Origin of the sequence: Flavobacterium johnsoniae, from assembly GCF_030388325.1 — a bacterium.
In the GTDB taxonomy this organism is placed as follows: Bacteria; Bacteroidota; Bacteroidia; order Flavobacteriales; family Flavobacteriaceae; genus Flavobacterium; species Flavobacterium johnsoniae_C.
Map to the genome: position 1 here is coordinate 2,486,964 of NZ_CP103794.1, position 16,055 is coordinate 2,503,018.

The following is a 16,055-nucleotide window of genomic DNA, read 5'->3' on the forward strand; positions in this document are numbered from 1 at the left end:
ATATTTACTAACTTCGACAATGATTGTAAGCATTAAGCGTTACATTTATTAGATATACTTTTGTCATGAAATCAGCCTTCTATAAAGTTATAAAAATAGTGATCTTGTCACTTTTATTTTCTTCATGTTCAAGTGATTTAGACTTTGGTCAAATAGATGATCTTAAGTTAGAACCTGCTTTTGTGGCAAATCTTGCTTATTTTGATATTCCAGCAAATAAGCTAATCGACGACGGTGGAAATCATGTTGTTGATGATTCAAGAGGATTTGATGTTTTTAAAGATAAATTTTTTAATGATCATTTACGAAAAGCCGAATTCAATTTTGAAATAGAGAATACCATAGATCGTGCCTTTGTTGTAAGTCTTCAATTATTAGATGCTAATGATCAAGTATTGCAAACCTTAACTTTTCCTGTTCCTGCCTACAGAGGAACTGCCAATGTTATAAAATTTCCGACTGAAGTCTTTGAAAATCAACGATTGGATCTCTTAAAAAAGACTGTAAAAATAGGTTTCAAAATTGCAATTTCTCAAGGAACTCCGCTAAATAGTCAGAGTTTAGGAAATTTAAAATTAAAATCAAGTGCCACAGCTTATTTAATAATTGGATGAGAAAAATATATCTGATTATCTGCCTCGTTTTTCAGCTTTCTTGTTTTTCTCAAAATAAAGAATTACTGTATAATTTCACGGCTATTCCGCAATCTTTAATGGTAAATCCAGGAGCCGACGTTTCTTATAAATATTATTTTGGATTTCCAGTTTTATCTGGAATTTCAGCCAATGTTGGTTCAAGCAGTTTTACGGCTTATGATTTGTTTGCCAATAACGGAGTCGATTTTAATCAAAAAGTTCGAAACGTAATTAATCAATCTACAAACAGAGATAAAGTTGTAACCAATCAGCAATTGGAAGTATTTTCAGGCGGATTTAGAATTGGCGGAAGAGAAAGTCAATCATACATTTCGTTTGGATTATATCAAGAATTTGACTTTTTTATGTTTGTTCCAAAAGATTTGGCAATATTAGCTTTAGACGGAAATAGCAATTACATCGGAAAATCGTTCAATCTTGGAGATCTAAGCATGAAGGCTGAGGTTCTTTCGGTTTGGCATGTCGGTTTTCATAAAAAAGTAAACGAAAAATTTGTTTACGGGGGTCGTGCTAAAATCTATTCAAGCGGTGCAAATGCTACATCTACAAAAAATTCAGGTTATATTTACACAGGACAAAACTCTGGAGATGCTAATCTTTATAAACAAATAATTTCATCCGATTTAGAATTAAAAACTTCTGGACTTTCTAAGTTTACAAAAGACGAATACGAAGGAAATGTGGTAAAAGATATTGCAAATAATACTTTTTTTAGCGGTAGTTTAGGTCTTGGTGTCGATGCTGGTTTTACTTATTATATTAAAAAGAATTTGCAGCTAACGGCAAGTGTTGTGGATTTAGGTTTTATAAAACAATCTAAAGATATTGAAACTTTAACCTACAAAGGAACATATCGATATGATGGAGTAAATCCCGATTTTACAGGAAATGACGAACCAGAAGATATTTTTGATGAATTCGATAAAGCCATTCCAAGAGATACATTATACAATAAGTATACTACGTGGCGACCAACTAAATTTTATTCTTCTATACAATACTCATTCGGAGAAGCGCGCCCTGATGACGAATGCAATTGTAGAGGAAAAATTAATACGTACTATAAAAATGCAGTTGGAGCACAATTATTTGCTATGTCTGCGCCGCGTGAACCTTTATTTGCTTTAACAGCATTTTATAAAAGAAGTATTTTTAAAAAATTAGAAGCAAAAGCAACTTATACTTTTGATACATTTTCAAACAAAAATATTGGTTTAGGACTCGCAGGAACACTCGGGCCAGTAAATATTTATGCTCTATTTGGTAATGTTTTAGAATATAAAGACTTATCGAAGGCGAGTAGTGCAACTTTTCAACTGGGAATCAATTTTGTGTTTCAAGACCGTGATGATGATTAATTTTAATTATCATAATTAGAAGCCATTTCCAGCTGTCCATTACAAGCACTCGAGCCAAAAAACTTTTTTTCAAGGCTTAAAAAGAGCTTCCGTTGGTCGCTTTTTTAAACCAGAAAAAAATGTTTTTTAGCTTTTCGTGGCTTTTCATTTCCATCTGGGCTAGGGCATATGTTTTTATAAGACAATTCTTGTAAATGCAAATTTATGAATAACTTAGTATTTAAGTTAGCAATTTATTCACTATATTTGCACGCAATTCAACTAGAAATTGCAACATGATAGCACACAACTCCAAGATTATCGGCGAAGGTTTAACTTACGACGATGTATTATTAGTACCTAACTACTCGAATGTGCTTCCCCGCGAAGTGAGTATCAAATCAAAATTCTCAAGAAACATCACATTAAACGTTCCAATCGTATCTGCTGCTATGGATACAGTTACAGAAAGTGCAATGGCAATTGCTATGGCACAAGAAGGCGGAATTGGTGTTTTACATAAAAATATGACTATCGAACAACAAGCAGGAAAAGTTCGAAAAGTAAAACGTGCTGAAGCAGGAATGATTATCGATCCGGTAACATTGCCAATGAATTCTACTATTGCTGACGCAAAAAATGCCATGAAAGAATTCGGAATCGGAGGTATCCCAATCGTTGACGAAAACAAAATCTTAAAAGGAATTGTAACGAATCGTGACTTACGTTTCGAGAAAAATGGCGCAAGACCAATCGCAGAAGTTATGACAAGCCAAAACTTAGTTACAGTTTCTGAAGGAACTTCATTAGAGCAGGCTGAAGTTGTTTTGCAAGGTCACAAAATTGAAAAATTACCAGTTGTAAACGATAAAAACGAATTAGTTGGTTTAATCACTTTTAGAGATATTACAAAACTGACTCAAAAGCCAATCGCTAATAAAGATTCTTTTGGTCGTTTAAGAGTTGCGGCCGCAATCGGAGTTACTGGTGATGCAGTTCAAAGAGCTGAAGCTTTGGTTGCTGCTGGTGTAGATGCGATTATTATCGATACAGCTCACGGACATACTGAAGGTGTTGTAAATACATTGAAAGAAGTAAAAGCAAAATTCCCTCAAATAGATGTAATTGTTGGAAACATTGCGACTCCAGAAGCTGCTAAATATTTAGTAGAAAATGGAGCAGACGGAGTAAAAGTTGGAATCGGACCTGGTTCTATCTGTACAACTCGTATCGTTGCAGGTGTTGGTTTTCCTCAATTTTCAGCAGTTTTAGAAGTTGCTGCGGCTATTAAAGGAACTGGAGTTCCAGTAATTGCTGATGGTGGAATTCGTTATACAGGAGATATTCCTAAAGCAATCGCTGCAGGTGCTGACTGTGTAATGTTAGGTTCGTTATTAGCAGGAACAAAAGAATCTCCAGGAGAAACTATCATTTTTGAAGGAAGAAAATTCAAATCTTACCGCGGAATGGGTTCTGTTGAAGCAATGCAAACTGGTTCTAAAGACCGTTATTTCCAAGATGTTGAAGACGATGTTAAGAAATTAGTTCCAGAAGGAATCGTTGGACGTGTTCCTTACAAAGGAGAATTGAACGAAAGTATGCTTCAATTCATCGGAGGTCTTCGTGCTGGTATGGGATATTGCGGTTCTAAAGATATTCCTACTTTACAAGAAACAGGGCGTTTTGTTAGAATCACGTCAAGTGGAATTACTGAAAGTCACCCACATAACGTAACTATTACAAAAGAAGCTCCAAATTATTCTAGATAATTTTAGCTTTTATAGATAAAAAAAAGGCGTAAGATTTAATTCTTACGCCTTTTTTTTATTTGTTTTTTGATATTTGCGATGTTTGTTTAAATTCACTTTTTGATTTTAACTGTATACTAAAATCGGTATCCTTCAAATCAAGATTAAAATCCATTTTTAAATTGTTTTCGGCCATAAAATGATTTGGAATATCATAAATTAAATCTCCATTTCCAATTCCAGAACCGCTTGTGTCAAATCTTGTATCAGACATTTTCATTGTATAAGTTTGCGAAATATCAAAGAATGCATTTTTTGAATTCATACTTTTTAATTTGTATACCGTAGTAATCACCATTTCAATGTTAATACCTGCAATTGGTAATGTTAATGGACTTTCCTGAACAAAAGATTCTCCGATCTTTAGTTTTTTCTGAGGCATAACTAATTGCGAAAAAGTACTTTGAACCGTTTGAAAAATGACATTTTTCATACTTTCTTCCATGTCTTTCGCAACAATAGAATCCATTTTTGGTAAAGTGGTTTCTGAAGTTTTTCCGTAAAGCAATGTGCCGCTTGGAATTATTGTTCTTCCATTTCCATCGACAGCTTTCAAGTATTCAATTGTAATAGGAAAAGTTCCTTCTTTATCTGTTTTACCAGTTTTAGAAACAATTTCAATGGTCATGATGCTTTTAATTGCTGTTGGGTTTGGTACTTGATTTTTCTTTAATGTTTCTAAAAAAGTCTCACTTCCAGAATATGTAACTTCATAATCTGAAGAATTAATTGTTGTTTGATTATAAACAGTTTGTGGAGAATAACCAGCTTTAAAATCTAAAATTTGATTAGACTGACCGTAATTAAAGATCGTTGCAGAAATAAAAAGAAGTACAAATAGTTTTTTCATAGTTAAGTTTGAAGCGTTTTTCTTTTCGCTAGTTCAAAACGAAAGTAAGAAATTAAAAACAACTTTGCTGTTTTGTTTAAACAAGATTTTTCGCTCGTTTAGAAAGCTACGAAAGGGCTGTCTAAAAAAAATAGCTTTTTTTGTAAGCTTCGGAGAAGCAAAATATTTATAGAAAAAATTATACGTTTTTAATATAAAGCTCCGGCGGAGCGAAATATGTTAGGTTAAAAAATGTCGCTCCGCCGGAGCTTTATATATTCGTGTTGATTTAATTTTTTATTATTTTATTCCTTTGCGCCATACTTGCTAAATTTAGCATTCCATCCATTTTCAGAATAAGATTCTCCGTGAATTCCATCACTAAGTTCAACTATATTTTTGCTATTTATTGATATTTGAATATTGTTTTCAAAATCAGCCAATTCTTGTAATGAAAAAAGAAAATCATGAATTGCGATATCAATACTTTTAATAACAATTTCTTTGATTAGTTTTTTTTGTGATTCATTAAATTGACTAATTTCTGTTTGCAATTTTAAATTTGATGGCGCTTTAGATTTATTGCTTAAAAGAGTTTCAGCATTTCTAATTCCTTTATCTCTTAGATTTTTAACTAAGAATTTTCCAAAAATATCAAGTGATTGTTTTGAGTCCATGATTTTGAATGTAGTTTTAATCTTTCAAATTTACTTAAAAAAATATCAAAAGAGATTTTATAATTGCTAAAACCTACTATTCAAAATATCCTCCGCAACAATATCTGAATGCAATAAATCTTCCATTTTTTTAGTCATACGTTGCGCTTCTAAGGCGTAACCAAACATTTTTTGTTCGTAATCTGCGATTGCTTCATCAATTGTTTCAAATTTTCCATTGGTTAAATTTTCAGTCAAATGAAAAGCATCAAACAATCCCATATTAACTCCTTCGCCAGCAAATGGAGGCATTAAATGCGCTGCATCTCCAACAAGAGTAATATTTGAATGTTCTTTCCAAGATTCCTCCAAAGAGAATAATCGTAAAGGCAAACCTGAAAATTCGGTAGAAGCGGCGAAGAATTTTTTATAATCGTCACCCCAATTTTTGAAAGTTTCATTTAAAAAGGAAATCACAGAGTTATTATCTTTAAAATCAATTCCGTGATTAAAAATCCAATCTTCATCTGCTTTAAACGAAACTCCAAAATGTACAGAACCATCGCGCATAGTATGGGTATAAAACATTTTGTGTTCGCCCATTGCCATTACATTTCCGTTTCCATATTTTGGTTTAAATTCAGGATAATCCTGCTCTGGATTTACAATTTCTCCCTGAATGATATAAGTTCCCGAAAGCTGTGGTTCCTGATCGCTGAGAAATTTTCTGGCGTTAGATCTTCCTCCGTTGGCAACAATTACAAAATTGGCTGTAGTTTTTGTGCCATTTTTAAATTCTAAAACATACTGACTTTCAGTTTTTTCGATATTAATTAATTGACTATCCCAAGAAACTGTGTTTTCGTGAAGATTGTCCAACATAATTTTTCTTAAATCTTTACGATCAATTTCTGGACGAGAAAAAGCATTAGTTTCATCTGGCATTTCATCAGAAGTTATATTGCCATTTATATCAGCCATTTTTTCGCCAGTTGGTCTTGCGTATTGCAGAAATACGTCCATTAATCCAGCTTTTTGAATCGCGTATTGACCTGAGTCAGAGTGAATATCTAAAGTACCGCCAGAAGTTCTGGCTTCAGCATTAATATCTCTTTCATAAACTTTTACGTCAGCACCATTGATTTGTAAAATACGAGCAGTTGTTAATCCAACTGGACCGCCGCCAATAATGGCAATTTTTTTATTTTCTATAATTGAAGTTTTCATTTTATTAAAATTTGTATTGTAATTGCTCTTCGACTTTGCTCAGAGTTACAATTAGAATTTGAAATATTTTAAATTGATTTTAGAAATTGTAATTGTTGTTGAAAAATTAAGGTGTCAAAGCTTTTAAAACTAAATTGAAAGCTTCGGTTTTTAGTTCTTCAGTAAAAACAAAAGCTTTTCCGGACATTGATTTCCCTTCTCGATGAAACTCTAATAAAGAATAAAGTGGTCCGTAAGCAATACTCCAGAATATTTCGTAAGGAACAGAAATAAGTTCTTTTCTATCAATTGCGGCAAGCATAAATTCTGTCATCATTTGTTTGTAATCGCCTGATATTTCAGTTACAATAGCCTCACCATAAGTAGAATGTTTTAATAGTTCTAAACAAGTCGCTTCAAGTGTAAAATTTAAATTGAAATAAATACGGTTTTCCCATTGCATTCGTAATCCATCTCTAAAACTCATATCCGCAGAAAATCCGTCGAACATCTTTTCGAAGAAGTTTTTACCAATTTCAATTCCGATTTTTCTAATCAAATCTTCTTTGTCTGAATAATAAATGTAAAGTGTTGCGACAGATATACCGCATTCTTTTGCTAGACGATTCATTCCAAAACCTTCTATGCCTTGCGCAACAATCATTTCAATTGCTTTTTGCTTTACAATTTCTTCTTTATTAATATCTCTTGTTCTCATAGTCTTAACTAATTATGATGCAAAGATATAAATAATAAATGAATGTTCGCTTATTTATTTTTTCAAGGCTCAAAGTTAGTGAGGTGCAGAGGAACAAAGGTTTTTTTATTTAATGGTTAATTGTTAATGGTTGATTGTTAATTGTTAATTGTAATGGTTGATTGCAGTGGTTTATTGTGTTTCTTTTAATTTGATTTGAGAATAACTGAATTGCCTCCAGCTTTAGCTGGAGGTTTATTATAAATTGAGAAAAAGGCTTTAGCCAAATTTTTTACTTTATATATTGAAACAAAAAAAATCAGCTGAAACAATTTAATATTGTTTCAGCTGATTTTATATGGATAGTATATTTATAAAGTTTTCGTAGGTTCTGCTTCTCTAAGATTCTGATTTTCTAAAATCTCTTTTAAATAAGGCTTGGTAGCAGTTTCTATATCGCCTTCAGAAATATCTAAAGCTTTCGGATCTGATGCGAGTTGCAGCCAAGGTTTTGGTCCGTCAAAAGGATAACTTCCAAAAACAACTACTGGAGTTCCTTTTACTTTTACATTTTCTTTGTCTTTCAAAATCCATTCGTCTGCGAATTTGTAAAGATATTTAGCGTCTTTTTCTAATAATCTTAAGCAAGAATGCGAAGCTGGATATCCAGGCAATTCATATTGATGAAAACCAACGCCAAGTTTATTTTCGATATTAAAGTTCCATTTTAAATCCCATTCGTCATTAAATGTACTAGTTGTTTGTTCTGCTTTCCAGTTGGTGAAAAATAATCCAGTTGGAGTAGGATCTTTTTTTCTTCCCATGTTGGTTGGACCCGTACGAACTAATTCGCCATTTTCATAAGCAGCAAAAGCTTGCGTTGGATATGAAAATAATATTATTTTAGAAACTTCTTCTAAAGCAGAAACATGCAATGGAAATGGAAGATAATAAACCAAATCACCGCTAAAATCTGCAGGAATTACAACAGAATCTAGTTTTTTGAAATTTGCTTTATCAGTTCTGTTTAATGCGTAAACAATATTCATTTTACTGCTATCAGCTTCATTTACCTTTAGCCACTCTTTTGTATTAGAAATTTGATAAGAAACCGTTTTGGGTTTTTTATATTCAATTACTTCTTTTTTATCTGTTTTATTTTCAGTCAGCGTTATGGTATCGGTTTTTTTACAAGAGCCTAATAATACTAACGTTAATAATAATAATCCGTTTGCTGTGTAATATAACTTTTTCATAGGTCGTATTTTTATGAAAATAAAGTTATGATTATGATAGCTGAAAAGGGTTACATAATTTTTTGAATTGGTTTCGGGATTTACATTTATGTATTATAAAATGATTTTAATTAAATCAAACCTTTTATTTTAGCATGCTGCAATAGCATAATAGTTTTTGCATCAGTAATTTCTCTAGATTCGATCATAGCATAAGCTTGATCAAAAGTAAATTCTAAAACTTCAATATTTTCTTGTTCAGCGTCTAGTCCGCCGCCTTCGCTTACTTTCATGCTTTCGTCGTATTCGCCAACAAAAAGATAAAGAATTTCGGTTACTGCGCCTGGAGACATATAAGTTTCGAAAACTTTTTCTACTTTAGAAATACGATAACCTGTTTCTTCTTCGGTTTCGCGAATAATCGCCGTTTCGGGATTGTCTTTGTCTAAAAGTCCAGCGCAAACTTCAATCATCATTCCATCTTTATTTCCGTTAAGAAAAGTCGGTAAACGAAACTGGCGAGTTAAAATGACTGTTTTTTTTGTTGAATTGTATAATAAGATTCCGGCGCCATTTCCACGATCGTAAACTTCACGAGTATGAATTTCAGATTCGCCATTTTCTTTTTGGTAATCAAAAGTAACTCGGTTTAAGATATACCAATTGTCTGATAATAATTTAGTTTCTTTAATTTCAACTTTTGGATTTTTCATAAATGAAATAATTTGTATAAAAAAACGCTCTGATTATCAGAGCGTTTAAATGTATTATTTTGTTATTGTTTGCTTTCTGTCTGGTCCAACCGATACAATTTTGATTGGCACTTCGATTTCTTTCTCAATAAATTCAATATATTCTTTTAGCTCAATTGGCAATTGGTCATAAGATGTTAAACCAGTTAAATCTTGTTTCCATCCTTTAAATTCTTTGTAAACCGGAGTAACATTTTCTGGTTCAATGTTGTAAGGAAAGTGAGAAATGTTTTGTCCTTTGTAGTTATACTCTGTACAAACTTTTAAAGTTTCAAATCCAGAAAGAACATCACCTTTCATCATCATTAATTGAGTAACTCCATTTACTTGAACAGCATATTTTAAAGCTACTAAATCTAACCATCCGCAACGTCTTTGTCTTCCTGTTACAGAACCAAATTCGTTACCAACTTTTGCCATTGTAGCACCAACTTCGTCAAAAAGTTCAGTTGGGAAAGGTCCGCTACCAACACGTGTAACGTAAGCTTTGAAAATTCCATAAACCTCTTTGATTTTGTTAGGAGCAATTCCTAAACCTGTACAAGCTCCAGCAGCTGTAGTGTTTGATGAAGTTACGAAAGGATAAGTTCCGAAATCAACATCTAGTAAAGATCCTTGAGCTCCTTCGCAAAGAATAGATTTACCTGCTTTTTGAGCTTGGTGCATGTATTCTTCACTGTCAATGAAATCTAATTTTTTCAATTCTTCAATAGCTTCGAAGAATTCTTTTTCTAGTTCAGCTAAATTATATTGAATCGCAACATCATAAAAAGCAATCATTGCTTCATGTTTGTCAGCCAAAGCTCTGTAACGATCTTTGAAATCTTCTAATTCGATATCTCCAACACGTAAACCATTTCGACCAGTTTTGTCCATGTAAGTTGGTCCAATTCCTTTAAGTGTAGAACCAATTTTCGCTTTTCCTTTAGAAGCTTCAGAAGCAGCATCTAGCAAACGGTGAGTTGGTAAAATTAAGTGTGCTTTTCTAGAAATAATTAATTTGCTTTTGATATCAAGGTTGAATTTTTCTAAACCTTCAATTTCTTTTTGAAAAACTACAGGATCGATTACAACACCATTTCCGATGATATTTACTGAGTTTTTATGAAAAATTCCAGAAGGGATAGTTCTAAGTACGTGTTTAATTCCGTCAAATTCTAATGTATGTCCTGCATTTGGTCCTCCTTGAAAACGAGCAATAATATCATAATTTGAGGTAAGTACGTCTACAATTTTTCCTTTACCTTCATCTCCCCATTGTAATCCTAGTAATAAATCTACGGTCATTCTTTTTTAATTTGCGTTGAGACAATCAAAGTTGTCCTACTGATTATGTAGTTAATTTTCTTTTTTATTTTTTTGAATAAATCCTCTTTGCGGATTATTGTTTTTGCTTTTTGTTTCCGTAGAAATAAAGTGAATGATTCGTAATTTCGATATCAAATATTTCTTCGATTGTTTTTTTGATGGTTTGAATTCTTGGATCACAAAATTCAATTACTTCTCCAGAATCAGTCATGATAATGTGATCGTGCTGTTTGTCGAAATAAGACTTTTCATAGTAAGCCTGATTTTGTCCAAATTGATGTTTTCTAACCAAAGCGCAGTCTAACAATAACTCGATCGTGTTGTATAAAGTAGCTCTACTCACACGATAGTTTTTGTTTTTCATTTTGATATACAAGTTTTCGATGTCAAAATGTTCTTCGCTGTCGTAAATTTCCTGAAGTATAGCATAACGCTCAGGAGTTTTGCGATGCCCTTTTTGTTCAAGATACATTGTAAAAACGTTTTTTACAATTTCTTGATTTCTAGTGTTGTCAGTTGAAATGAGTGTCATATCCGGCAAAGATAAATTTTTATTTTCAATCAATAAAAGTTTCGGGTTTAAAGTTTAGTTATAAAACCCTTATAGATAGGTTAAAAAGTTAGGTTCTGTATTCTCTAGTCACTTTGTCAACACCGTCAATCTTCTTAATAGCATTGATCATTTTCTTTAAAATGGTGTTATTTTTTACAATTACAGCAATTTGTCCATGAAAAATCCCAGCATCTGTGCTCAACGAAATACTTTGAATATTTACGCTCATATTGTTCGAAATTACTCTTGTTAATTGGTTTGTAAGACCTAAAACATCCATTCCTGTAATATTGATAATGGCTTTGAATTCTTCTTGCGAAGAGTCAATCCATTTAGCGCTCATGATTCTGTAGGCATAATTAGACTGCATTCCGATAGCATTCGGACAATCTTTTTTATGCACTTTAATTCCTTCGTTAATCGTCACAAAACCAAATACATCGTCACCAGGAATCGGATTACAGCATTGAGATAATTTATAATCCAATTTATCGTGTTCCGTTCCAAAAACCAGCATGTCATAATTACTGCTGATAACTGGTTTGTGAATATCTTCGTCGGCGGTATCTTTATTTCTTTTGATTTTATTTTTAAAGAAATTGATGAAAGAATTTCCTTTCTGCGCCGCATAATCTTTTAACTGCTGATTTTCGATCGCGCCAATTCCAACTCTGTAAAATAAATCTAAACTTGTTTTTAATTTAAAGAAATTAACTAACTCGTTTGTAACTTGTTCATTAAAAGTGATTTTTAAATGTTTCAGTTTTCGAACCAGTAATTCTTTTCCTTCTTCTGCAATTTTTTTAGTATTCTCGTTTAGAACGTTTTTAATCTTATTTTTTGCTCTAGAAGTAGTTACATATTCCAGCCAGTTTACAGTTGGTTTCTGATTTGCAGAAGTAATAACTTCGACCTGATCTCCACTTTTCAGTTCGTAATTCAAAGGAACTAAACGTCCATTTACACGAGTTCCGCGGGTTTTAATTCCAATCTCTGAGTGAATGCTAAACGCAAAATCTAGAGAAGTTGCGCCTTTAGGCAATGATTTGATTTCTCCTTTTGGCGTAAATATGAAGATTTCTTTAGAATATAAATTCATTTTAAAATCTTCAACAAAATCAACTGCGTTTGTTTCTGGATTTTCTAGCGCTTCACGAAGTAAATTCAGCCAAACGTCTAAGCCACTTTCTTCAGTTGCTCCATTTTTATATTTGTAATGCGCAGCATAACCTTTTTCTGCAATTTCATCCATACGCTCACTTCGAACCTGAACTTCGACCCAGCGACCTTTTGGTCCCATAACGGTGATGTGAAGCGCTTCATAACCAGTAGATTTTGGTGATGAAATCCAATCGCGCAAACGGCTCGGGCTCGGGCGATAGTGGTCTGTAACGATGGAATAAATTTTCCAAGCTATAAATTTTTCTTCGTGAGGATCAGATTTATAAACAATTCTTAGCGCGAATTTGTCGTACACTTCGTCGAAGCTTACATTTTGAGCACGCATTTTTCTACGAATAGAATAAATAGATTTCGGGCGTCCTTTTATGATATAATCGACACCTTCGTTATCCAAAGATTTCTTCAATACATCTGAAATATCTTTGATGTAAGCGTCTTGTTCTTCTTTCGTTTCACGAATTCTACTAACAATGTCGTTGTAAACTGCTGGTTCAGTATATTTTAGTCCTAAATCCTCTAGTTTGGTTTTAATGTTATAAAGTCCCAAACGGTGGGCAAGAGGAGCATAAATGTATAAAGTTTCAGATGCAATTTTGGTTTGTTTATATTCTGCCATCGAATCCATAGTTTGCATATTATGAAGACGATCGGCCAATTTGATCAGAATTACTCGAACATCATCATTCAAAGTCAGAATCATTTTTCTGAAATTCTCCGCCTGCATCGAAGCGTTTAAATCTTTTTGAACTAATGAGATTTTCGTCAAACCTTCAACCAATTGTGCCACTTTCGGATTGAATAAGCGCTCAATATCTTCAACCGTAATTGGAGTATCTTCAACAACATCGTGCAATAAGGCCGCGGCGATAGAAGTCGCTCCCAGACCAATTTCTGAGGCAACGATTTTAGCAACTGCAATAGGATGAAAGATATACGCCTCGCCAGATTTTCTTCTCTGTTCTTTGTGTGCATCGACCGCAACATCAAAGGCTTTTCGAATTAATTTTTTGTCGGCTGGGGTTAAAGTTTGGTAACTTATTCGTAGTAATTCTTTGTATTCCTGCGCAATAGCTTTATTTTCTTTTTCAATATCTATTTCTGTCATAACGGCATAGTTCAAGTACTAAAAATAAGAATTTGTTTGAACATACGCAAGGCTATACGATTGTAGATTTTAGTCCCGAAGCCTCGGGATTAGATTTTAGATTTTTGAGAGTGTAATTTTTGAGATTTTGATCTCTAAAAAGGGCTTCGACTTCGCTCAGCCTGACAACCGAAATAGGGATTAAAAATAAATTCCAATTTTTAATCCCGAAGCTTCGGGACCAAATTCCAAAAGGAGTAAAGCGACTTTTTTAAAATCTAAAATTTAAAATCTAATCCCGAGGCTTCGGGACTAAAATCAGAATCCTCTTTGTCTTTTCGCTTCAAAAATCAAAATTGCGGCAGCGACAGAAACGTTCATACTATCAATTTCGCCTTGCATTGGGATAATAATGTTTTGCGTAGCTTCGTCACGCCATTGTTGTGTTAAGCCAGTAGCTTCTGTGCCAACAACTAGAGCAGTTGGAGTAGTGAAGTTTTGAGTATGATAAGAAGTTGAATTTTGTAAAGTGGCACTGTAAAAACTGATCTTTTTTTCTTTTAAAAAAGCGATAATTTCTTCAGTTGTTCCGGTCGCGATTTGATTGGTAAAAAGACAGCCAACGCTAGAACGCACAATATTTGGATTATATAAATCGCTTTTTGGATTCGCGATTAAAACCGCGTCTAAATTTGCCGCATCTGCAGTTCGTAAAACAGCGCCAATATTTCCTGGTTTTTCTAAAGATTCAACAACCAGAATCAATGGATTTTCAGATAGTTTTAAATCTGATAATTTTAAAGATTTGGTCTTCGCCACCGCCAAAATTCCTTCAGTAGTGTCGCGATAAGCCAGTTTTTGATAAACTTCTTTATTGATTTCAATTAATTGAAATGAATTTTGAATCAGTTTATTGATTTCTGATTCTGAAACTAATTCAGGTAAAAATAAAACAGTTTCAATTTCGTAACCGCCTTTTATGGCTAATGAAATTTCTCTTAAACCTTCAATCAAAAACGTTCCAGTTTGTTTTCTAGCTTTAGATTTTTCCTGAAGTAAAACTAAAGATTTTATAAACGGATTTTGAATTGAAGTAATTTGTTTCATTTTTTTTAAGGCTCAAAGTTGCAGAGGGGCAAAGGTACAGAGTTTTTTTCTTCCTGCAAGGTTTTTAAAACCTTGTAGGTTTACAAATTATTTCCATAGTTTTTCAGCTTCTTTTTGTGTTAATGCCTTTATTAAGTTTTTCGAAAAGTCGACTTCGATAAGTGGAAAATCCATTTGATTTTCACCAGTTAGGATAACTGATTTTTGTAATATTCTGCTAATTTCATTCATAAAATTTAGAATCTCTTTATAGTCTTCAAAAGAAGTTATTTCTCTTGGATCGATATCAAATTCAATTTCATTAATTGAGAAAAAATGTTGATTTATTATAATATTATCAATTATAATTGATGCACATTTTGTTTCCATTAAGCCTGTTTCATCATGCAAGTATTCAATTACATATTCTAAATCAATTGGATTAATAATTTGGTTTTCTCCAGTTAGACCATATTTTACGATTTGGCTTGAGTTCAGATAATTAATTAAAATCTTCCAATCATCAATAGATGTGTTTTTTATGTAGATATCCCGTAATGATCCTTCAGGTTCAAAAATCCATTTTATGTCTGTCCAATTATTTGTCATTGTGATATATCTATTTAATATTTTGCCACGAATTTCACTAATTTTCCCTCGTAGTAAAACAAAAAATAATTCGTGTAAATTCGTGAAATTCGTGGCAAATAAAATCTTTACTCTTCTGTAGAATTGTTATTTTCCTCTAAAAGAGCTGTTTCTTCAGCAGGTTTTGTAACCACTTGATCTTTATTTCCAAAAAGGAATTTCTTGATTCCTGCAAAAGCAGCAATAACTCCGATTACGATAAATTTTGCGAATTTGGCTAAAATAGCAAAGAATCCAACTTTTGCCAGCACTTTTCCAGCTACAAGTCCGCCAATTGTCCAAGCGGCAACAGTATCAGTGTCAGCATCAAAATCAAGGTATTTATTTCCATCGTTGAACTCAACACTTTTAATGATTCCTGGAATACTTGCTTTTACTTCTGCAAGCTGATCAATGCCAGCAACAGCAGAAATATTATACATTCCTTTTCTTCCTAAAACTCTTAAATCATAATTTAAAGTATGGTTTTTATCATGTCCAAATTCTAGTTCTTTTGCCCAGTGCAATACTTTTAAAGTGTTGTCATAATAAGGTTTTGATGCCCATCCGATTAATTCAACTTCAGAATAGCCACCTTTTTTTCTTTCTTCATTTTCAGCGGCAACGTCTTCTTTCATTGTTTTCAAAAGATCATCGTAATCAATGTCGCCAGCATCGTCGTCTTTTACATAACCATCGCCTTGATAGCTAATTACAAACATCCAGCTGTTGTTGTGCGTTACGCCTTTTCCGTCTGGAACTAGAGAACCTAAAATGGTTTTATCTTCTGGATTTCCCCACAAATTGCTTAAGACATTTTGCGTTTGTTCGGCATTTAAAAACTTAAATCCTTTTGGTACATTTAATGTTCCATCACCTTCTTGCAGAGTGATTTTTCCAGATTCATAAGTAAAAGATTTTTCGATTTTGTCGTAGTAAGCGGCAAGTGTATCGGGTTTTTGAGCGCTGATTTTAGGAATTGCTATCAGCCATAAAAAAAGAAAAAATAGTGTTTTTTTCATTTTGGGGTTGGTTTTAA

15 protein-coding genes are annotated in these 16,055 nt (G+C 32.9%); 3 read left to right on the top strand and 12 right to left on the bottom strand.

The annotated features are described in order from the left end of the window. The first annotated feature begins 98 nt into the window (after positions 1-98). From NYQ10_RS10785 to guaB, 3 genes are all read left to right on the top strand, one after another. The gene (locus NYQ10_RS10785) at positions 99-614 is read left to right on the top strand and encodes a hypothetical protein (RefSeq protein WP_289881023.1); all 516 of its coding nucleotides are present in this window, start codon (positions 99-101) and stop codon (positions 612-614) included. Continuing rightward, positions 611-2,014 carry a DUF5723 family protein gene (locus NYQ10_RS10790; protein WP_289880734.1) on the top strand — a complete coding sequence of 468 codons (1,404 nt, stop codon included), beginning with the start codon at positions 611-613 and terminating at the stop codon, positions 2,012-2,014. The genes NYQ10_RS10785 and NYQ10_RS10790 overlap by 4 nt, the downstream gene beginning before the upstream one ends. A 275-nt stretch (positions 2,015-2,289) precedes the next feature. Next, on the top strand, positions 2,290-3,762 hold the full coding sequence (guaB, locus tag NYQ10_RS10795) for an IMP dehydrogenase (protein WP_184166635.1): 1,473 nt from the start codon (positions 2,290-2,292) through the stop codon (positions 3,760-3,762). A gap of 55 nt (positions 3,763-3,817) precedes the next feature. Here guaB and NYQ10_RS10800 read toward each other — a convergent pair whose 3' ends face one another. From NYQ10_RS10800 to NYQ10_RS10855, 12 genes are all read right to left on the bottom strand, one after another. Next, a complete protein-coding gene (locus NYQ10_RS10800) occupies positions 3,818-4,651 on the bottom strand; it encodes a hypothetical protein (RefSeq protein WP_289880737.1) in 834 nt (277 codons plus the stop codon). 284 nt (positions 4,652-4,935) lie between these two features. Further along, positions 4,936-5,307: a hypothetical protein gene (locus NYQ10_RS10805; protein WP_289880739.1), complete on the bottom strand. Its 372-nt coding sequence runs from the start codon at positions 5,305-5,307 to the stop codon at positions 4,936-4,938. A gap of 66 nt (positions 5,308-5,373) precedes the next feature. Beyond that, positions 5,374-6,513, bottom strand: coding sequence for an FAD-dependent oxidoreductase (locus NYQ10_RS10810; RefSeq protein ID WP_289880741.1), 1,140 nt, complete (start codon positions 6,511-6,513; stop codon positions 5,374-5,376). A gap of 106 nt (positions 6,514-6,619) precedes the next feature. Beyond that, positions 6,620-7,210, bottom strand: a complete 591-nt coding sequence (locus NYQ10_RS10815; RefSeq protein ID WP_289880744.1) for a TetR/AcrR family transcriptional regulator — start codon at positions 7,208-7,210, stop codon at positions 6,620-6,622. Between the two features lie 350 nt (positions 7,211-7,560). Then, on the bottom strand, positions 7,561-8,445 hold the full coding sequence (locus NYQ10_RS10820; RefSeq protein ID WP_289880746.1) for a L,D-transpeptidase: 885 nt from the start codon (positions 8,443-8,445) through the stop codon (positions 7,561-7,563). A gap of 110 nt (positions 8,446-8,555) precedes the next feature. Beyond that, the gene (gene nudK, locus NYQ10_RS10825) at positions 8,556-9,137 is read right to left on the bottom strand and encodes a GDP-mannose pyrophosphatase NudK (RefSeq protein ID WP_289880747.1); all 582 of its coding nucleotides are present in this window, start codon (positions 9,135-9,137) and stop codon (positions 8,556-8,558) included. A gap of 54 nt (positions 9,138-9,191) precedes the next feature. Continuing rightward, positions 9,192-10,463 carry an adenylosuccinate synthase gene (locus tag NYQ10_RS10830; RefSeq protein ID WP_289880749.1) on the bottom strand — a complete coding sequence of 424 codons (1,272 nt, stop codon included), beginning with the start codon at positions 10,461-10,463 and terminating at the stop codon, positions 9,192-9,194. A 94-nt stretch (positions 10,464-10,557) separates the two neighbouring features. Beyond that, on the bottom strand, positions 10,558-11,016 hold the full coding sequence (locus NYQ10_RS10835; protein WP_029268726.1) for a Fur family transcriptional regulator: 459 nt from the start codon (positions 11,014-11,016) through the stop codon (positions 10,558-10,560). 88 nt (positions 11,017-11,104) lie between these two features. Then, positions 11,105-13,324 (bottom strand): RelA/SpoT family protein, encoded by a 2,220-nt coding sequence (locus tag NYQ10_RS10840; protein WP_276174558.1) that lies wholly within the window; start codon positions 13,322-13,324, stop codon positions 11,105-11,107. 297 nt (positions 13,325-13,621) lie between these two features. Further along, positions 13,622-14,410, bottom strand: coding sequence for a TrmH family RNA methyltransferase (locus NYQ10_RS10845; RefSeq protein ID WP_289880751.1), 789 nt, complete (start codon positions 14,408-14,410; stop codon positions 13,622-13,624). Between the two features lie 87 nt (positions 14,411-14,497). Beyond that, the gene (locus tag NYQ10_RS10850) at positions 14,498-14,998 is read right to left on the bottom strand and encodes a hypothetical protein (protein WP_289880753.1); all 501 of its coding nucleotides are present in this window, start codon (positions 14,996-14,998) and stop codon (positions 14,498-14,500) included. Positions 14,999-15,105: 107 nt separating this feature from the next. Further along, complete coding sequence (locus tag NYQ10_RS10855; protein WP_289880754.1) at positions 15,106-16,038, bottom strand: DUF2167 domain-containing protein; 933 nt, start codon at positions 16,036-16,038, stop codon at positions 15,106-15,108. Positions 16,039-16,055 lie beyond the last annotated feature (17 nt).